The sequence below is a fragment of the Streptomyces sp. NPDC048057 genome, assembly GCF_040653095.1.
Lineage (GTDB): Bacteria > Actinomycetota > Actinomycetes > Streptomycetales > Streptomycetaceae > Streptomyces.
The window spans coordinates 66745-85389 of record NZ_JBEZNF010000017.1 but is presented as its reverse complement, the minus strand read 5'-3'; the positions used below and the strand labels follow the sequence as shown (position 1 = coordinate 85389).

Below are 18645 nucleotides of genomic sequence, written 5' to 3'. Positions count from 1 at the left end.
GGGGGCGCTTGTTGACAATCGTTTCCACTTTTGTTGAAAATGAGTGTCATGAACATACGTCGCCCGATACCTACCGCCGCCGCCGCAGGAGCGGCCGTTCTCGGTCTGCTCGCCCTCTCCGCCTGCTCCGACGCCGGAGCGGCCGACGGCAAGGAGGGCGGGAAGCTGTCGGTCGTCGCGTCGTTCTATCCGATGCAGTACCTCGCCGAACAGGTCGGCGGCGAGCACGTGAAGGTCACCACCCTCACCAAGCCGGGCGTCGAGCCCCACGACCTGGAGCTCAAGCCGCGCCAGACCGCGCAGCTGAGCGAGGCGGGGTACGTGCTGTACCTCAAGGGCGTGCAGCCCTCCGTCGACGGCGCGATCGAGAAGGCCGGCGTCAAGCACACCACGGACGCCGCCGCGCTGACCGACCTGGACGTCGCCGGCACCGAGCCGGCCGCCGAGAAGCCCGCCGACGACGGACACGGCCACGACCACGCCGAGGGCGAGGGCGGGGAGCACAGCGCCGACGACGGACACAACCACGGCGAAGGCGGCGCCGACCCCCACGTCTGGCTGGACCCGGTGAAGTACGCGGAGATCGCCGAGGGCGTCGGCGCCGCGCTCGGCAAGGCGGACCCCGACAACGCCGCCGCGTACAAGAAGAACGCGGACGCGCTGGTCACGAAGTTGAAGGCGCTGGACGCCTCCTTCCGGGACGGGCTGAAGAACACCACCACCAAGACCTTCATCACCACCCACTCCGCCTTCGGCCACCTCGCCGGCCGGTACGGCCTGGAGCAGGAGGGCGTCTCGGGCGTCGACCCCGAGGCCGAGCCCTCCCTCGCCCGCATGAAGGAACTCCAGTCCATCGCCAAGAAGGACGGCGTCACCACCGTCTTCTTCGAGACGCTCGCCAGCGACCGCACCGCGAAGACCCTCGCCGCCGACACCGGACTCAAGACGGACGTCCTCGACCCGCTCGAAGGCATCACCGACAAGTCCAAGGGCCGCGACTACTTCGAGGTCATGCAGGCCAACCTGACCGCGCTCAAGACGGCACTGGGGGCGAAGTGAGCACCCGGGGAGCACAGGAGCCGCCGGTCATAGCGCTGCGCGGGGCACGGGCCGCGCTCGGCGCCCGGCCCGTGCTGCGCGGGGTCGACCTGACCGTGGAGCACGGCGAGGTCGTCGCCCTGCTCGGCGCCAACGGCTCCGGCAAGTCGACCGCCGTGCGCGCCGTGATCGGCCGGGTGCCGCTCACCGAGGGCCGGGTCGAGCTGTTCGGCACCGAGCTGCGCCGCTTTCGCCAGTGGGCCCGGGTGGGGTACGTGCCGCAGCGCACCAGCGCCGCGAGCGGGGTGCCCGCGACCGTCCGCGAGGTCGTCACCTCCGGGCGGCTCTCCCGCACCCGGCTGGGCCTGCTCAGCCGCGCCGACCGGGCCGCCGTGGACCGCGCGATCGACCTCGTCGGCCTCGGCGACCGGGCCAAGGAATCGGTGGAGGCGCTCTCCGGCGGCCAGCACCAGCGGGTGCTGATCGCCCGCGCACTCGCCTCCGAGCCCGAGCTGCTGATCATGGACGAGCCGATGGCCGGCGTCGACCTGGCGAGCCAGGAGGTCCTCGCCTCGACCCTGCGCGAGCAGGTCGCGGCGGGCACCACCGTGCTGCTCGTGCTGCACGAGCTGGGCGCGATCGAGCCGATGATCGACCGGGCGGTGGTGCTGCGCGACGGCTGCGTCGTCCACGACGGCCCGCCCCCGAAGGCCGTGGGGCAGCACGCCCTGCCCGGCCACGACCACGTACACCCGCACGCGGCCGGCGAGCCGCTGCGCACCGGACTGTTGAGCTGACCCATGGAAATCCTCGAAACCGCGTTCATGCAGCGGGCCCTGCTCGCGGCCCTGCTGGTGGGCATCACCGCGCCCGCGATCGGCGTCTACCTGGTGCAGCGGCGCCAGGCGCTGCTGGGCGACGGCATCGGCCACGTCGCGATGACCGGCGTCGGCCTCGGCTTCCTGCTGTCGACCAGCCCCATCTGGACGGCGGCCGTCGTCTCCGTCCTCGGCGCGGTCACCATGGAGCTGATCAGGGCGTACGGGCGCACCCGCGGCGACATCGCGCTGGCGATGCTCTTCTACGGCGGCATGGCCGGCGGCGTGCTGCTGGTCAACCTCTCCGACGGCGGCTCCACGGCGAACCTCAGCTCCTTCCTCTTCGGCTCGCTCTCCGCGGTCTCCGACGCCGACCTGCTGGCGATCTCGCTGCTCGCGGGGTTCGTGGTGCTGGTCTCCGTGGGCCTGCGCCGCCAGCTCTTCGCGATCAGCCAGGACGAGGAGTTCGCCCGGGTCACCGGTCTGCCGGTGCAGGCGCTGAACCTGCTGATCGCGGTCACCGCCGCGGTGACCGTCTCGGTCGCGATGCGGGTGGTCGGCCTGCTGCTGGTGAGCGCGCTGATGGTGGTGCCGGTGGCGGCGGCGCAGCAGGTGTCGCGCTCCTTCCGCGCGACGTTCGCGCTGGCGGTGGGGATCGGGGTGGCGGTGACGCTGGGCGGGACGACGGCGTCGTACTACCGGGACCTGCCGCCCGGCGCGACGATCGTGCTGCTGGCGATCGGGGTCTTCGTGGCGCTGACGGCGGTGGCGGCGCCGCTGGCCCGCCGCCGGGCCCGCGCAGCGGACGCGGACGCGACCTGCGCGACGCCTCTCGCCGGAGGCGTCCCGGCACAACGCTGACGCCGCGCTGGCCCGGCGCCGCGCCCGCGGTTGCCCGCGCCCCTCAAGACCTGCGCCAGCGCCGCGGCAGGCAATGTCGTCGGGCGCCTACGCCCCGTGAGACGCCTCACCGCATCGCCTGCCGCGGCGCTGCTGCGTGCCCTGCTGGTAGCAGGGGGCGGCAATTCGTGAGCACCGTAGACGGGCCGCGCGCGAGCGGGGGCTACAGGACGCGGGGCGGGATGGTTCGGCGTGGGAGGGCGGCCTGGCAGAATTGGGGTGGCAGGGTAACTGCGGGCCAAACGAGGAGGCACCTGTGACGACGGCGCCAACCGGCGGGAACACCGCCCCCGTGCGAGGCCGGTCCACCCGGCAGCGCGCCGCGGTGGCCGCGGCGCTCGACGAGGTGGACGAGTTCCGCAGCGCCCAGGAGCTGCACGACATGCTCAAGCACCGGGGCGACTCGGTCGGGCTGACGACCGTCTACCGCACGCTCCAGTCCCTCGCGGACGCGGGCGAGGTCGACGTGTTGCGCACGAGCGACGGCGAGTCCGTGTACCGGCGCTGTTCCACCGACGACCACCACCACCACCTCGTGTGCCGCATCTGCGGCAAGGCGGTCGAGGTCGAGGGGCCCGCCGTGGAGAAGTGGGCGGAGGCCGTCGCGGCCCAGCACGGCTATGTGAACGTGGCGCACACGGTGGAGATCTTCGGCACCTGCGCGGAGTGCGCCGCCGCCGGGAACTGACCCGGGCCGGGAAGCTCACGGAGGAAGGCCCCCGGAGGCACGCCGGCTCCGGGGGCCTTCGACGTCAGCGTCCGCCCTGCGTCGGGACCTCGTTCGGCTTCGCGCCGCCGAAGCGTCGGTCGCGCTGGGCGTACTCCAGGCACGCCCGCCACAGGTCGCGCCGGTCGAAGTCGGGCCACAGCACGTCCTGGAAGACGAGTTCGGCGTACGCGCTCTGCCAGAGCAGGTAGTTCGAGGTGCGTTGCTCGCCGCTGGGCCGCAGGAAGAGGTCCACGTCGGGCATGTCCCCGTAGTAGAGGTACTTCTGGAAGGTCTTCTCGGTGACCTTCGACGGGTCGAGCCGGCCCGCGGCGACCTCCCGGGCGATCTTCTGCGCGGCGTCGGCGACCTCGGCCCGACCGCCGTAGTTGACGCAGAAGTACAGCGTCATGGCGTCGTTGTCCTTGGTCTGCTCCTGCGCGACCTGGAGTTCCTGCACCACGGACTTCCACATCTTGGGCATGCGGCCGACCCAGCGGATCCGGATGCCGAGTTCGTCCATCTCGTCGCGGCGGCGGCGGATGACGTCCCGGTTGAAGTTCATCAGGAAGCGGACCTCGTCGGGCGAGCGCTTCCAGTTCTCGGTGGAGAAGGCGTACAGGGAGAGGTTCTTGACGCCCATCTCCAGGCAGCCCTTGAGCACGTCGAGCACGACGCCCTCGCCGACCTTGTGGCCCTCGGTCCTCGGCAGCCCGCGCTCCTTCGCCCAGCGGCCGTTGCCGTCCATCACGCAGGCCACGTGGTTCGGCACCAGCTCGGCGGGGATCCGCGGGGGGCGCTCGCCCGAGGGGTGCGGCTCGGGGACCTTGTACTCGCGGCGGGAACGGCCCAGGATTCCGCGTCGTGCCATGCGGCTCACTTCTCCTACGTGTGTCGCTCGTGCTGCTTCTACGGGTGTCGCTCGTACTGCTTCGATCACTTCTCGACGTAGCGCAGGGAGCGCAGCCCGCGCTCCATGTGCCAGTGCAGATAGGCGGAGACCAGTCCGCTGCCCTCCCGGACGTGGCGCGCCTCACAGGCGTCCGCCGTGGGCCAGTCGCCGGTCAGCAGCGCGCTGAGCAGCGTGATGGCCTCAGCCGAGGGTACGACGCTCCCCGGCACCCGGCAGTCGCCGCATATGACGCCGCCCGCCGCGACGGAGAAGAAGCGGTTCGGTCCCTCCAGGCCGCACTTGGCGCAGTCCACGAAGCTGGGCGCGTAGCCGTTCACCGCCAGCGAGCGCAGCAGGAAGGCGTCCAGGATGAGGTGCGGTGCATGCTCGCCCTGCGCCAGCGCGCGCAACCCGCCGACCAGGAGGAGGTACTGCTGGACCGCGGGCTCGCCCTCGTGGTCGGTGAACCGCTCCGCGGTCTCCAGCATCGCGGTGCCGGCCGTGTAGCGGGCGTAGTCGGCGACGATGGCGCCGCCGTACGGGGCGATGGTCTCGCTCTGGGTGCACAGCGGCAGCCCGCGGCCCACCAGCTCGCTGCCGCGGGCGAAGAACTGCACGTCCACGTGGGAGAAGGGCTCCAGCCTGGCCCCGAACTTCGACTTCGTCCGCCGCACCCCGCGCGCCACCGCCCGGACCCGCCCGTGCCCCCGCGTCAGCAGGCTGATGATGCGGTCGGCCTCGCCCAGCTTCTGCGTGCGCAGCACGATCGCATCGTCGCGGAACAGACTCATGGGCCCCATTCTCCCCCAGCGCGACGACGTCGACGGACGGCCCCGGCGACGGCCCGGCCCGGAAACCGGCCCGCGGTCACGCCTCCCCGGGGACGACCAGGCCCGACTCGTACGCCACGATCACCAGCTGCGCCCGGTCGCGGGCGCCCAGCTTGCCCATGATGCGGCTGACGTGGGTCTTCGCGGTGAGCGGAGAGAGGGCCAGCGCATCGGCGACCTCGGCGTTGTTCAGTCCGCGGGCGACCAGGGCGAGGACCTGGCGCTCGCGGTCGGTGAGGTGGTCGGGGCCGGTGCCGGCAGTCGGTACGGGCGGGCTCGGCGCGGCCAGCACGCGGGCGATCAGCCGGGAGGTGGGGCCCGGGGAGAGCAGTGCCTCGCCCGCGGCGACCGTGCGGATCGCGCTGAGCAGCTCGGCGGGGCGGGTGTCCTTGACGAGGAAGCCGGAGGCGCCGGCGCGCAGTGCGTCCACCACGTACTCGTCGGTGTCGTACGTGGTCAGCACGAGGACCCTGACGCCCGCGAGGTCGTCGTCGGCGGCGATCCGCCGGGTCGCCTCGATGCCGTCGAGGTGCGGCATCCGGACGTCCATGACGGCGACGTCGGCGCGCTCGCTGCGGGCGAGTTCGACGGCTTCCGCGCCGTTGCCGGCCTGCGCGACCACCTCCATGTCGGGGGCGGAGGAGACGAGCAGTGCGAAGGAGGCACGGACGAGGTGCTGGTCGTCGGCGAGGAGGACGCGTATCGGGGCGGCTGCGCTGGCGGTGGCGGCGGGCTCGGACGTCATGCGGCGGGCTCCGGTTGTCTCAGGGGCAGGACGGCGAGGACCTCGAAGCCGCCGTCGGGGCGGGGGCGCGCCACCAGGGTGCCATCGACGCTGCGGGCGCGCTCGCGCATGCCGACGATGCCGAAGCCGGGCGCCTGGCCGGGGACGGCGGCGGGCAGCGGCTCGCCGGCGCCGTCGTCGACGACCGCGACGTGCAGGGCCTCGCCGCGGCGCTCGACCGAGACCTCGATGTCCACGCCCGTGCCCCCGTGGCGCACGGCGTTCGTCAGGGACTCCTGGACGATGCGGTACGCGGCGACCTCGGCGGCCGGCGGGAGCCGTTCCCCGCCCGGGCGCAGGGTCAGTCGGGCGCCGGACGCCGCCGTGAGTTCGGGCAGCGAGGCGAGTTCGGGCAGCGGACCGCTGGGCGCGCCGGCGTCGGAGCGGCCGTGGTCGGTGCGCAACACCGTGAGCGTGGTGCGCAGTTCGCCGCGGGCCGCACGGCAGGTGTCGGCGATGTCGTCGAGCGCCTTGGCGATGGCCGCGCGGTCCAGCCGGTCGGGGTCGACGGTCAGCACGTGGGAGGCGACGGAGGTCTGCACCCCGATGAGGGTGATCGAGTGCGCGAGGAGGTCGTGCAGGTCGCGGGCGATGCGGATGCGTTCCTCGGCGACGCGGCGGGCGGCCTCCTCCTCCCGGGTGCGCTCGGCGTGTTCGGCGCGGGCCACCATGGAGGCGACGTACTGCCGGTAGATCCGTACGTCCATCCCCACGACGAGGAAGACGATGATCCAGCCGGAGGTCCGCAGCGACTCCAGGCCCTCGTGGGCGCCGACGGTGAACATCGTGGTCAGGGTGAGGCCGATGACGGCGGCGCCGACGAGGACGGCGTGCAGCGGGCGGACGAGCGACGCGAAGGTGTAGACCGCGAGCATCGACCCGGCCATCGGGGCGCCGTGCGCGTTGTCGAGGGCGTGGTACGGCGCGACGCACAGCACGCCGACGACGAGCACCGCGTACGGGTGGGAGCGCCGCCACACCAGCGGCACGGTCGCGCCGAACAGCAGGACCCAGCCGAGGGCGTCGGGGCGCCGCCCCTCGCCGGCGAGGAGGGCGGCCACCACGGCGGTCACCGCGATCACGGCGGTGATGACGGCGTCGTTGCGGGTCCGGTGCGGGGTGGACAGCGGATCCCGGCTCACCGCGGTGAGCACGCCCCCGAGCCGGCCACCGCTCCCCGCCGTCCGCCGCCTCCCCGGCCCCGAGGACGGCGGCGACGGGTGCGCGGTGTCCTTCGACGGCTTCGGTTCCATCGCTCCATCCTGGGTCACGGGCCGGGTCACGGGGAGGGTGGGGGCAGTGCCCCCTGCTCAACTGCGCAACTGCTCAGGTGCTCAGGTGCTCAGGTGCTCAGGTGCCGACGGACTCCCGCTCCGCCGCGGGCCGTTCGGGTACGGTCACCGGCCTGGACAGCTTCCCCGGCCACCACACGGCCCGCCCCAGCAGCAGGCTGGCGGAGGTCACCAGGTACGTCCGCACCAGGAAGGTGTCCAACAGGACGCCGACGGCGACCAGGAAGCCCATCTCGACCAGCGCCACCAGCGGCAGGTTCATCAACACCGCGAAGGTGGCGGCGAGGACGACGCCCGCGGAGGCGATCACGCCGCCCGTGGTGCGCAGCGCGGTCAGCGCCGCGTCGGCCGGCTCCCTGCCGGCGAGCGCCTCCTCCCGCATGCGGTGCATCAGGAAGATGCCGTAGTCGACGCCGAGGGCGACGAGGAAGACGAAGGAGAGCAGCGGCATGGTCGGGTCGACGCCCTGGAAGCCGAAGAGCGGTTCGAAGACGAGCCCGCCCAGGCCCCAGGCGGCGCCCCACACGGCGACGACCGCGGCGGTGAGGACGGCGGCGGCGACCACGGACCGCAGCAGGGCGATCAGGATCAGCAGGACCGCGCCGAGGACGAGCGGGATGACGATCGTGCGGTCCCGGGCGTTGGTGTCCGCCAGGTCGAGCGCCTGGGCGCTGGGCCCGCCGACGTGGGCCCCCGCGAGTCGGTCCCGCAGCCCCTCGATCGTCGCGGTCTCCCCCGCCGACTCGGGCGGGTCCTCGGCGAAGACGGCGAGTTCGGTCCATCCGTCGGCGCTGCGTCCGCGCTCCACTCCGGCGACGCCGTCCACGGCCTCGGCCTCGGCCCGCAGCTCCTCCGCGCGGCCCGTGGGCGCGATCACGCTGATGGGCTGGGCGCTGCGCTCGGGATAGGCGTCGGCGAGCCGCTCCATCGCCGAGACGGACTCGGGCCGGTCGGTGAACCCGTCCTCGGTCTTCAGCACGCCCGGCAGGTTGAACGCACCGAGTGCGAGCGCGCCGAGCAGGGTGACGCCGGTGAGGAGCACCGCGAGCGGCCGGCGGCCGGCGGAGCCGCCCATGCGGGCGAAGAGCGAGGTGCGGTTGGGCGCTTCGGCCCCGTACGCCGGGACCAGCGGCCAGAAGACCCGGCGCCCCAACAGGACGAGGAGCGCCGGCAGCAGCGTCATCATCGCGACGAGGGCGCCCACCACGCCGACCGCGCCGACCGGGCCGAGCCCGCTCACGCTGTTGAGGTCGGCCGCGAGCAGACAGAGCAGTCCGGCCGCGACGGTCCCGCTGGAGGCGAGGACGGCGGGGCCGCAGCCGCGCAGGGCAGCCGCCATCGCGTCGTACGGCAGCGGATGGCGGCGCAGTTCCTCGCGGTAGCGGGCGACCAGCAGCAGGGCGTAGTCGGTGCCGGCGCCGAAGACGAGGACCGTCATCACGCCGGCGCTCTGGCTGGTGACGGTGAGGCCGAAGCCCTCCACGAGGCCGTAGACGGCGGCGCGGGTCAGCAGGGCGGCGACGCCGACCGCGAACAGCGGCACGAGCCACAGGAAGGGGCTGCGGTAGGTGATGATCAGCAGGACGGTCACCACGGCCACGGTGGCGAACGTCAGGGTGCCGTCGATGGTGGAGAAGACCTCCTCCATGTCGGTCTGGAGCGCGGCGGGGCCGCCGACCTCCACCCGCAGTCCGTCGCCGCCGGAGACGGCGCCGCGGACGTCCTCGACGAACGCGGCCTGCTTCTCCTCGTCGTTGCCGGGCTCGGTGGTGACCAGGGGCACCATGAGCGTGCCGCCGTCCTTCGACGGCACGGACTGCGGCGGCGCGGTCAGCCGGTGCTCGGCCGCGATCGCCGCCACCTGGCCGTCGACGGCGCCGCGGTCGGCCGCGGTGAGGCCGCCGTCCCGGGTGTAGACGAGGACGACCTCGGTCGTCGCGCCGCCCGGCAGGCTCTGCTCGATCTTCGCGACCTGGGTGGAGTCGGCGCTGGCCGGCAGGTAGTCGACGACGTTGTCCCGCTGGGCCTCTTCGAGCTTGCCGGCGAAGGGCAGGGCGACGGCGACGACGGCGATCCACAGCGCGAGGACGGCCCACGGCAGGGTCCGCCGGTGCCGGCCCGCGCCGCCCGGCCCGGTCCGGGATGCAGGTGTGGGTGCGGGTGCGGGTGCGGATGTGGTCGAACCCATGGGTCATTTCCCCCTTCGTCACGGGACGGCGCCTCGCCGGGCCGGGCCCGTGGCCCCCGTTCGCCCGTCCGAGGCCACCAGACTCCCGCCGGAGCGCGGCGGATTCGTCGGACGGTGGGGCGAGATGGGACGTACTGCGGCGGTGGGTCCGCCCGGCCGGTTACTCCCCGGGGAGTACGGCCAGTGAATCGTCCGCAGTACCGCTGAGGTAGCGGCTGGGCGAGGTGCCCACGGTGCGGCGGAAGGCGGCGAGGAAGGCGCTGGCGGTGGCGTAGCCGACGGCGTGCGCGACCCGGGACACCGGCTGTCCCTCGGCGAGCAGCGGCAGTGCGGCGCGCAGCCGGGCGTGGGTGCGCCAGCGGTCGAAGTGCATGCCGGTGTCGTGGACGAAGAGCCGGGTGAGGGTGCGTCGGCTGACGCCGATCGCCCGGGCGTGGGCGTCGAGGGTGCGGGGGTCCGCGGGGTCGGCGAGGAGGGTCTCCGCCACGGCCCGCACCCGCTCGTCGTGCGGACTCGGCACGTCTATGGGGGCGGCGGGCAGCGGGTGCAGCAGGTCCGGTACGACGGCTTCGGCCCGCAGCCGGGCGTCGTCGGCGAGGTCGTCGCGCCCCAGGTGGACGATGAGCCGGGCGAGCAGTCCGTCCACGGCGACGGGCGTGGGCTCGGACCAGTCGACGGTGCAGCGGTCGGGTCGGAAGTAGAGGGAGCAGAGGACCGCTTCGCGGGTGGCGCCGGGCCGGTGGACCGTGCCGGCGGGTATCCACAGGGCGCGGGTGGGCGGCAGCACCCAGTAGGTGTCGTCGACGGCGACGGAGATCACCCCGCGGCTGCTCCAGGCGAGTTGGTGCTGGGAGTGGCTGTGCGCGTCGAACCACTCGCCGGAGGTGAGCGGGAAGCTGCCGACGACGATGGCGCCTATGCCCACGGGGGCGTCGCACGGTTCGGGGGTGGCCACCCGGCTCGTCACCTCCTGTGGCGCGCGCCGGCGCACACCACTGTGTCCTCAATGCGCTATTGCCTGGCCCAGTAGCATATCGCGGCCATCTGACCTGCTGAATAGCGTCGTCGTATGACTGCAATCACAACTTCGACGCAGGCCATCGGGGGCAGCCAGCGCACGGCGGCGCTGGTGCTCCTGTCCTGCGTGCACTTCATGTTGGTCCTCGACGACTCGGTGGTGAACGTCGCGCTGGCGACCATCCGGGACGACCTCGGATTCGGCACCGCCGGCCTCGCCTGGGTCGTGAACGCCTACTTCCTCACCTTCGGCGCCCTGTTGCTCCCCGGCGGGCGCGCCGCCGACCTGCTCGGCCGTCGGGCGGTGTTCGTCGTCGGCGTGAGCCTGTTCGGGGCGGCCAGCCTGGTGTGCGGACTGGCGCAGGAGCCCTGGCAGTTGGTGGCGGGGCGGTTCGCCCAGGGCACCGGCGCCGCCCTGGCGAGCCCGGCCGCGATGTCGATGATCACCCTGATGTACCCGGGCGATCAGGAGCGGGCGAAGGCCATGGGCGTCTGGGGCGGGGTGGCCGCGCTGGGCGGCACCACGGGCCTGGTGCTGTCGGGCGTGCTGACGGACCTGCTGTCCTGGCGCTGGGCCTTCTTCATCAACGTGCCGATCGCCCTGGCGGCACTGCTGCTGACGCCGCGCCTGTTGCCCGGTGGACGGCCGGCCCGGCGCTCGCGGATCGACGTGCCGGGCGCCCTGCTGGGCACGGGTGCCCTGTTGGCGCTGGTGAACGGTCTGCTGCGGACGGCGGAGTCGGGCTGGGACCCGCAGACCGCGGTGTCGCTGCTGCTGGCGCTGGTGCTGGGCGCGGCCTTCCTGGCCGTCGAGGCGCGCACGGCCGAGCCGCTGGTGCCGCTGGGGTTCCTGGCGGTGCGGACCAGGGCGGTGGCATACGGCACGTCCCTGCTGTTCACCGCCGCCTTCTTCGCCCTCACCTTCCTGGTCATGCTGCACCTGCAGAACGTCATGGGGTACGGCCCGCTCCGCGCCGGCATGGCCTATCTGCCGTACGCGGGTGGCGTGTTGATCGGCATCTGGCTCTCCGCGCGCGCCGTCGCCAGCTACGGGGTCCGCCCGCCGCTCGTGGTGTCGTTCGCGCTGAGCGCGGTCGGCATGCTGCTGCTGTCGCGCCTCTCGGAGGGCGACGGCTACGTCTCCGCGGTGCTGCCCGGAGTGATCGTGGTCTCGGTCGCGTCGGGCCTCGGGTTCCCCGCGCTGGCGATCGCCGCCGTCGCCGACACCACGGAACGGGACGCCGGGCTCGGGTCGGCGCTGCTCAGCTCCGTCCAGCAGATCGGCGGCGCGGTGGGCATCGCGGCGCTGGTCTCCCTGGCGTCCAGTCAGGGAGACCCGGTGCACGGCGGCGGGGACGCGGCGACGGACGGCTTCGCGCTCGCGCTGGTGGTGGCGGCCGGGTTCATGGCGCTCGGCGCGGTGGTCATCGCGACCCTGATGCCGGGACGCGCCCCGGCCGACGGGCAGCCGGACGGCGCGAAGGAGGCGACGGCCGCGGCGCCGACGGACGCCGACCACTGAGCGCCCGGGGCAGGGATCAGGGCGAGTGGGTGCGGGCGGTGTCCAGCAGCCGTACGGTGTCGGCGGTCGGCAGCCGCAGCGCCGCGCCCACCGTCGTCAGCACCTCCCGCTCGGCCGGGGTGTACGGCCCGTCGGCGAGCGCGATCCGGGCGCCCTGGAGCAGGATCGACTCCCGCCCCGCGGGGGCGAGATGGGGCGCCAGCGGCTCCAGCGCCTCGTGCAGTTCGATCGCGAGGGCGGCGGCAGCACCCCCGTAGGGGCCGGTGTCGGTGACGAACCGGCCGGTGTCGGCGGCCAGCGCCTCGATCAGTCCGGTGAGCTGGTCCTCGGTGCACTCGTGGAGACCGGCGGCCCGGACGGTGGCCAGGGCCGTCTCCCGTACGGACCGCGAAGCGGTGCCGCCGGAGACGAGGACGGCGAGGGCGACGGTGTGCACCGCGTCGCGCAGCATCGCGGAGAAGCGCGCGGTGGTGGGGTGATCGAGTGCGTCCATGCCGAAGTGGCCGTGGCAGGCGGCGCATTCGACGACGGGCCCGGCCGAACCGCGCGGCAGCAGCGGAATCCCGAGCAGGGTGAAGCGACGACGGCCGGTGCGCCGACGGTAGTTGCGGTCGCCGCCGCACGCCGTGCAGAAGAACTCGCCGTCGCCGACGGTGTTCCACGAGGTGTGAACGCCGCAGACCACTACCTTCCGGCCAAATACTCCTCGGCCAGTCCGCACTCCGCCACCTCCGCCATGCTCCCCGCGGCACCGCCGCGTTGGCGTGATGTTAGCCACACGGACGGGGGGTCGTCAGCACCCCGGAGACAGCCGGACGGCACATGGCCGATTCCCGACGACCGTCACCACGGCCGCGCCCCGGGCCGATTCCGGACGGAAACGACCCGGGGCGCGGGTGGTGGACGTCTGACGCCGCACGGGCGGACGGCGGGCGGATCCGCTCAGCGCGCGGCGCGGTTGACCGCCGAGACGACGGCCTTCAGCGAGGCCCGCGTGGTGTTGGCGTCGATTCCGACGCCCCACAGCACCTTGCCGTCGATGGCGCACTCGATGTACGAGGCGGCCTGCGCTGAGGCGCCCTCGCTCATGGTGTGCTCGGTGTAGTCCAGCAGCCGCACGTCGATCCCGATGGCCTGGAGGGCGTCGAAGAAGGCGGAGATCGGACCGTTGCCCGTCCCCTCCAGCCGGGTCTCCACGCCGTCGACGACCGCGTCCACGGTCAGCGCGTCCACGCCGTCGGTGTCGGTGGTGGACTGGCCCGAGCGGAGCTGGACCCGACCCCAGGCGTTGTCGGGGTTGGGCAGGTACTCGTCCCGGAAGACGTCCCAGATGGCGGCCGGGGTGACCTCTCCGCCCTCGGCGTCGGTCTTCGCCTGGATGATCTTCGAGAACTCGATCTGCATCCGGCGCGGCAGGTCCAGCTTGTGGTCGTTCTTCAGGACGTACGCGATGCCGCCCTTGCCGGACTGCGAGTTGACCCGGATGACCGCCTCGTAGGAACGGCCCACGTCCTTGGGGTCGATCGGCAGGTACGGCACGTTCCACTCGACGTCGTCGACGGTCTTGCCGTCCGCCGCGGCGTCCGCCTCCAGCGCGTCGAAGCCCTTCTTGATGGCGTCCTGGTGGGAGCCGGAGAAGGCGGTGTAGACCAGGTCGCCCGCGTACGGGTGGCGCGGGTGGACCTCCATCTGGTTGCAGTACTCGCTGGTGCGACGGATCTCGTCGATCTGCGAGAAGTCGATCTGCGGGTCCACGCCCTGCGAGAACAGGTTCATGCCCAGGGTGACCAGGTCGACGTTGCCGGTGCGCTCGCCCTGGCCGAACAGACAGCCCTCGACGCGGTCCGCGCCCGCCATCACGGCCAGCTCGGCGGCGGCGACGGCCGTGCCGCGGTCGTTGTGCGGATGCGTGGACAGGCACACGTACTGGCGCCGGGACAGATGGCGCGACATCCACTCGAAGCGGTCCGCGTGCGTGGACGGGGTCGACCGCTCGACCGTCGCCGGCAGGTTCAGGATGATCTCCCGGCCGTCCTCCGGCTGCCAGACGTCCATGACGCCCTCGCAGACCTCCAGGGCGAAGTCCAGCTCGGTGTCGGTGAAGATCTCCGGGCTGTACTGGTAGCCGAAGACGGTCTCGGGGCCCAGCAGCTTCTCGGCGTACTCCATCACCAGCCGGGTGCCGTCCACCGCGATCTGCTTGACCTGCTCCTTCGAGCCGCGGAAGACGACGCGGCGGAAGGTGGGCGCGGTGGCGTTGTACAGGTGGACGGTGGCCCGGTGGGCGCCCTTCAGGGACTCCACCGTGCGCTCGATCAGCTCTTCGCGCGCCTGGGTCAGGACGGAGATCGTCACGTCCTCGGGGATCGCGCCCTCCTCGATGATGGAGCGCACGAACGCGAAGTCGGTCTCGCCGGACGACGGGAATCCGACCTCGATCTCCTTGTAGCCCATCCGTACCAGCAGGTCGAACATGGCGCGCTTGCGGGCCGGGGACATCGGGTCGATCAGCGCCTGGTTGCCGTCGCGCAGGTCGGTGGAGAGCCAGCGGGGCGCCTGGGTGATGCGCTTCTGGGGCCAGCTGCGGTCGGCGATGTCGACCGCGTCGAAGGGCCGGTACTTGCGGATCGGCATCCCGGACGGCTTCTGGGTGTGACTCGCGTTCGTCAGCGGGGTGGGACGACCAACGGTGGGGTCGGACATGGCGCGGGCTCCTCGGAATCCGGATGGAAGGTCTCAACCGGCCGACGGTTCGAAGCAGCAGCAGGTCCCGCGGGGAGGGGGTCGGCCTACGACTACAGGCCCTCGCCGCGGCAGCTAAGAAGAAGCAGCCCGAAACGCATGATGCCTGGCATCGTAACCGACACCTCGCGGTCCGGACCCGCCCGTATCAGTATGCGGAACCCCGAATGCCCGCGGAGCGCCGCCTTGGCGGACGCGTCCCCGCCATTACCGCACACCCGTCACGGCGCACCCGCGCCCGCTGTAGAGCAACCCCACGGGTCGCGGGGGCGCAGGGGGGACCGGGAGACGTCAGTGGATCCGGGCGCTTCACTCCATTTCACTAAAGGCCGTCGCAGCTAGTGACAGCTCGGTGACGCGGTGCCACATTGCCAGACATGGCATTCCACACCGTCTTCTGCACCGTCGTGCCCCCTCATCTGCTCGATCGCATCGCGCGCTCCGGCGCGGGCGCGGTCGCCCAGCGCGCCCACCGCACCCTGGAGCTGGACGCCCTCCAGCGCACCCGGCGCCGGATCACCACCGTGCGCGGCCTGACCGCGGCGGCGGCACCGCCCGGCCCCAGGGACACCCCACGACGCACCGTGTACGACTGCGAGAACGGCACCGACCTGCCGGGCAAGAAGGTCCGCGGCGAGGGCGACGCCCCCGTCCAGGACGCCACCGTCAACCGCGTCTACGCGGGCCTCGGCTCCACCTTCGAGCTCCTGCTGAAGTCCTACGGGCGCAGCTCCCTCGACGACGCCGGACTGCCGCTGAAGGCGAGCGTCCACTACGACCGCGACTACGGCAACGCCTTCTGGGACGGCGCCCAGATGGTCTTCGGCGACGGCGACGGCGAGATCTTCCTGGACTTCTCCATCCCCATCGACGTCATCGCGCACGAGCTGGCGCACGGGCTGACGCAGTACACCGCGAACCTGGACTACTTCAGCCAGTCGGGCGCGCTCAACGAGTCCGTGTCGGACGTCTTCGGCTCGCTGGTCAAGCAGTACACCCTGGACCAGACCGCGGAGCAGGCGGACTGGCTGATCGGCGCCGGGCTGCTGGCGCCCGACGTCACCGGCGTCGCACTGCGCAGCATGAAGGCCCCGGGCACCGCGTACGACGACGACGTCCTCGGCAAGGACCCGCAGCCGGCGACGATGGACGACTACGTGCGCACCGGCCGGGACAACGGCGGCGTCCACATCAACTCCGGCATCCCGAACCACGCCTTCTACCTGCTGGCCACCCGGCTCGGCGGCAAGTCGTGGGAGCGCGCCGGACAGATCTGGTACGACACGCTGACCGGCGGGGAGCTGTCGAGCGACGCGGACTTCGCCGACTTCGCCCGCCAGACGGTGGCCGCGGCACGCGCGCGCTACGGTGAGGGCGACGAGACGGAGGCCGTGCTCAAGGCGTGGTCCACGGTGGGCGTGCCCACCGCGTAGCGGGCCGACCGAAGGGGCCCGCGGCGGCTGCCCGGGTCCCAGCGCCGGCCCAACACACGAGGGCGGAGCCCATGCGCATCCAGGTACGGCGCACCGGTGGATTCGCCGGCATCGAGCGGTCCGCGACGGTGGACACCGCGGGTCGGTCCGACGCGGACGCCTGGCGGGCACTGGCCGCCGAGGCGCTCGCGAGCGCCGGCGGCGCTCCGCGCGCCGGGGTGCCGGACGGCTTCGCGTACGAGATCACCGTCGACGGCCGCACGGTCCACACCGCGGACCCCCGCCTGACCGCGGCGCAGCGCGAGCTGGTGTCGCGGGTGCTGAAGGAAGGCGCGTAGGTCCTGCCCGCGGTGCGGCTGGGCCGGAGCGCCTGGACACCCGCGCCGTGGCCCTGCGGGCGCGTTGGTCTCTGCGGGTGCGAACGGCGAGTACGTCCGGGGGCGCTAGGGGCTGCGCTGACGACCACGACGCACCCCGCAAGGCAACCGCCGCCCCCGAGCGCGCTCAGAAGCCCAGCTTGCGGAGCTGCTTGGGGTCCCGCTGCCAGTCCTTCGCGACCTTGACGTGCAGATCGAGGAAGACCGGGGTGCCGAGCAGCGCCTCGATGTGCTTGCGCGACTTGCTGCCGACCTCCTTCAGCCGGCTGCCCTTGGGGCCGATGATGATGCCCTTCTGGCTGGGGCGCTCGATGTACACGTTGGCGTGGATGTCCAGCAGCGGCTTGTCCGCCGGGCGGCCCTCACGCGGCAGCATCTCCTCGACGACGACCGCGATCGAGTGCGGCAGCTCGTCCCGTACGCCCTCCAGCGCCGCCTCGCGGATCAGCTCGGCGACCATGACCTGCTCGGGCTCGTCCGTGAGGTCGCCCTCCGGGTAGAGCGGGGGGCCCTCGGGCAGCAGCGGGACCAGCAGGTCGGCGACGAGCGCGACCTGCTTGCCGCCGGTCGCGGACACCGGGATGATCTCGGCCCACTCGATGCCCAGTTCCCGGCCGAGCCGGTCGACGGCGAGGAGCTGTTCGGCCAGGGTCTTGGAGTCGACCAGGTCCGTCTTGGTGACGACGGCGACCTTCGGGGTCTTCTTGATCCCGGCCAGCTCCTGGGCGATGTAGCGGTCGCCGGGGCCCACCTTCTCGTTCGCCGGCATGCAGAAGCCGATCACGTCGACCTCGGCCCAGGTGGTGCGCACCACGTCGTTCAGCCGCTCGCCGAGCAGGGTGCGCGGCTTGTGCAGGCCGGGGGTGTCGACCAGGATCAGCTGGGCCTCGGGCCGGTGCACGATGCCGCGCACGGTGTGCCGGGTGGTCTGCGGACGGTTCGAGGTGATCGCCACCTTCTGACCGACCAGAGCGTTCGTGAGGGTGGACTTGCCGGCGTTGGGGCGGCCGACGAAACAGGCGAAGCCCGACCGGTGGGGGGCGGACTCGGTGGACTGGTTACGCACGCTCATGCCGTTCATTGTCGCTGATGCCCGCGGCGCCCGTGTCCTCCGTGCCGCACGAGGCGGTGCGACGGGCCTCACCGCGCCCGTGCACGGGCCTTCAGCCGGGCGCGGCCCCATGCTCCGCCGCCCCCGAGCAGCACCGCCACGGCCGCGGCGAGAAGCCACGGCAGGGCGAAGAAGGAGACCGCGGCAGACTCCCGGACGTCCTTGGCGGTCGCGGTGAGCCGGATCTCGCCCCAGTCGGCCTGCGGGGAGCCGCGCCAGCGCTCGGTGAGTCGGATCTTCTGCCGGGGCAGCAGTTCGGAGGGCACCTTTTGCAGCTCCCGCGCCAGCAGGTCGCGCCCGAAGAGCCCCTCGGCCTTCAGGGCGACCTCGGGGTTCAGGGTCACGTTGCCGCGGTTGTGCAGGGTGTACGAGATGACGGCGCTGCTCTCGCCCGCGCCGGGCAGCAGCGGCCGGTCCTGGCTGAGGGTGACGTCCTCGACGGAGAGCGCGGGCACCGCGGGGCCCTTCACCCGCAGGTACACCCGGGCGCCGACGGCCTGCTGCACGCCGAGCGCGACGTTCCCGCCGGTCCGGCCGACGCGCTCGTCCAGGGCCACCAGCGCGCCGGGGTGGTCCCCGGGTTCGGCGCCCTCGGGGACGGTGAGGGCGTAGCCCACGGTGACCGAACCGCGCGGTGGGACGGTGACGCGCTCCCTCTCGGGTCTGGCCCAGGCGCCGATGCCGCGCTGGTCCTCGTCCGGGGCGCGCACGGCGAAGCCGCCGTCGCGTTCGGTGTTGTACGCGTCGGCGGCGTACAGCCGGAAGGTCAGGGGCGCCGCGGTCTTGTTGCCGATGGTGATCCGGTCGGTGAGGGTGGCTCCCGGTTCGGCGGTGAGGTAGAAGTACGGCCGGCTGCCCAGCTCGGACGCGGCGGGGTAGACGGACCACTCGCCGTTCTCGGCGGCCCGGGCGGCGGGCGCGGCCGGGGCCAGCAGCACGGCGAGCAGGGCCAGCAGGACGGCCCGTGCGCGCGCTCGGAACGCTGTCGTCATGGG

General features: G+C 72.9%; 17 protein-coding genes. 7 read left to right on the top strand and 10 right to left on the bottom strand.

Going from position 1 to position 18645, the window contains the following annotated elements:
• Positions 1 to 48: 48 nt before the first annotated feature.
• The 4 genes from AB0E05_RS21110 (at position 49) to AB0E05_RS21095 (ending at position 3444) form a co-directional block, all read left to right on the top strand.
• Complete coding sequence (locus AB0E05_RS21110; RefSeq protein ID WP_361965619.1) at positions 49 to 1059, top strand: metal ABC transporter substrate-binding protein; 1011 nt, start codon at positions 49 to 51, stop codon at positions 1057 to 1059.
• Entirely contained in the window at positions 1056 to 1835 is a 780-nt protein-coding gene (locus AB0E05_RS21105) for a metal ABC transporter ATP-binding protein (protein ID WP_361965617.1), read from the top strand. The genes AB0E05_RS21110 and AB0E05_RS21105 overlap by 4 nt, the downstream gene beginning before the upstream one ends.
• A gap of 3 nt (positions 1836 to 1838) precedes the next feature.
• Positions 1839 to 2717, top strand: a complete 879-nt coding sequence (locus AB0E05_RS21100) for a metal ABC transporter permease (protein WP_361965615.1) — start codon at positions 1839 to 1841, stop codon at positions 2715 to 2717.
• A 295-nt stretch (positions 2718 to 3012) separates the two neighbouring features.
• Positions 3013 to 3444: a transcriptional repressor gene (locus AB0E05_RS21095; RefSeq protein ID WP_361965613.1), complete on the top strand. Its 432-nt coding sequence runs from the start codon at positions 3013 to 3015 to the stop codon at positions 3442 to 3444.
• A 64-nt stretch (positions 3445 to 3508) separates the two neighbouring features.
• On the opposite strand, the gene AB0E05_RS21090 is transcribed toward AB0E05_RS21095, so the two are convergent.
• The 6 genes from AB0E05_RS21090 to AB0E05_RS21065 all read right to left on the bottom strand — a co-directional run bounded on the left by AB0E05_RS21090 (position 3509) and on the right by AB0E05_RS21065 (position 10403).
• Positions 3509 to 4333 (bottom strand): isoprenyl transferase, encoded by an 825-nt coding sequence (locus AB0E05_RS21090; protein WP_361965611.1) that lies wholly within the window; start codon positions 4331 to 4333, stop codon positions 3509 to 3511.
• Positions 4334 to 4398: 65 nt separating this feature from the next.
• The gene (gene recO / locus AB0E05_RS21085) at positions 4399 to 5145 is read right to left on the bottom strand and encodes a DNA repair protein RecO (protein WP_361965609.1); all 747 of its coding nucleotides are present in this window, start codon (positions 5143 to 5145) and stop codon (positions 4399 to 4401) included.
• A 76-nt stretch (positions 5146 to 5221) separates the two neighbouring features.
• Positions 5222 to 5929: a response regulator transcription factor gene (locus AB0E05_RS21080; RefSeq protein ID WP_361965607.1), complete on the bottom strand. Its 708-nt coding sequence runs from the start codon at positions 5927 to 5929 to the stop codon at positions 5222 to 5224.
• Positions 5926 to 7221, bottom strand: a complete 1296-nt coding sequence (locus AB0E05_RS21075) for a histidine kinase (protein ID WP_361965605.1) — start codon at positions 7219 to 7221, stop codon at positions 5926 to 5928. Before AB0E05_RS21075 ends, AB0E05_RS21080 begins: the two co-directional genes overlap by 4 nt.
• A 97-nt stretch (positions 7222 to 7318) precedes the next feature.
• Entirely contained in the window at positions 7319 to 9448 is a 2130-nt protein-coding gene (locus AB0E05_RS21070) for an MMPL family transporter (RefSeq protein ID WP_361965603.1), read from the bottom strand.
• A 160-nt stretch (positions 9449 to 9608) separates the two neighbouring features.
• Entirely contained in the window at positions 9609 to 10403 is a 795-nt protein-coding gene (locus tag AB0E05_RS21065; RefSeq protein WP_361965601.1) for a helix-turn-helix transcriptional regulator, read from the bottom strand.
• Positions 10404 to 10517: 114 nt separating this feature from the next.
• On the opposite strand from AB0E05_RS21065, the gene AB0E05_RS21060 reads away from it, so the two are divergent.
• Positions 10518 to 11987: an MFS transporter gene (locus AB0E05_RS21060; RefSeq protein ID WP_361965599.1), complete on the top strand. Its 1470-nt coding sequence runs from the start codon at positions 10518 to 10520 to the stop codon at positions 11985 to 11987.
• Positions 11988 to 12003: 16 nt separating this feature from the next.
• On the opposite strand, the gene AB0E05_RS21055 is transcribed toward AB0E05_RS21060, so the two are convergent.
• Entirely contained in the window at positions 12004 to 12708 is a 705-nt protein-coding gene (locus AB0E05_RS21055) for a TerB family tellurite resistance protein (protein ID WP_361965597.1), read from the bottom strand.
• Between the two features lie 221 nt (positions 12709 to 12929).
• A complete protein-coding gene (gene leuA / locus AB0E05_RS21050; protein WP_361965595.1) occupies positions 12930 to 14690 on the bottom strand; it encodes a 2-isopropylmalate synthase in 1761 nt (586 codons plus the stop codon).
• Between the two features lie 416 nt (positions 14691 to 15106).
• On the opposite strand from leuA, the gene AB0E05_RS21045 reads away from it, so the two are divergent.
• Both AB0E05_RS21045 and AB0E05_RS21040 read left to right on the top strand, forming a co-directional pair.
• Positions 15107 to 16162 carry a M4 family metallopeptidase gene (locus AB0E05_RS21045; protein ID WP_361965593.1) on the top strand — a complete coding sequence of 352 codons (1056 nt, stop codon included), beginning with the start codon at positions 15107 to 15109 and terminating at the stop codon, positions 16160 to 16162.
• Positions 16163 to 16233: 71 nt separating this feature from the next.
• Positions 16234 to 16500, top strand: coding sequence for a protealysin inhibitor emfourin (locus tag AB0E05_RS21040; protein WP_361965591.1), 267 nt, complete (start codon positions 16234 to 16236; stop codon positions 16498 to 16500).
• Positions 16501 to 16666: 166 nt separating this feature from the next.
• Here the strand turns inward: AB0E05_RS21040 and era are convergent, their stop codons facing one another.
• Positions 16667 to 17620, bottom strand: a complete 954-nt coding sequence (gene era, locus AB0E05_RS21035) for a GTPase Era (RefSeq protein WP_361965589.1) — start codon at positions 17618 to 17620, stop codon at positions 16667 to 16669.
• Positions 17621 to 17679: 59 nt separating this feature from the next.
• The gene (locus tag AB0E05_RS21030) at positions 17680 to 18642 is read right to left on the bottom strand and encodes a DUF916 domain-containing protein (RefSeq protein ID WP_361965587.1); all 963 of its coding nucleotides are present in this window, start codon (positions 18640 to 18642) and stop codon (positions 17680 to 17682) included.
• Between the last annotated feature and the right edge of the window lie 3 nt (positions 18643 to 18645).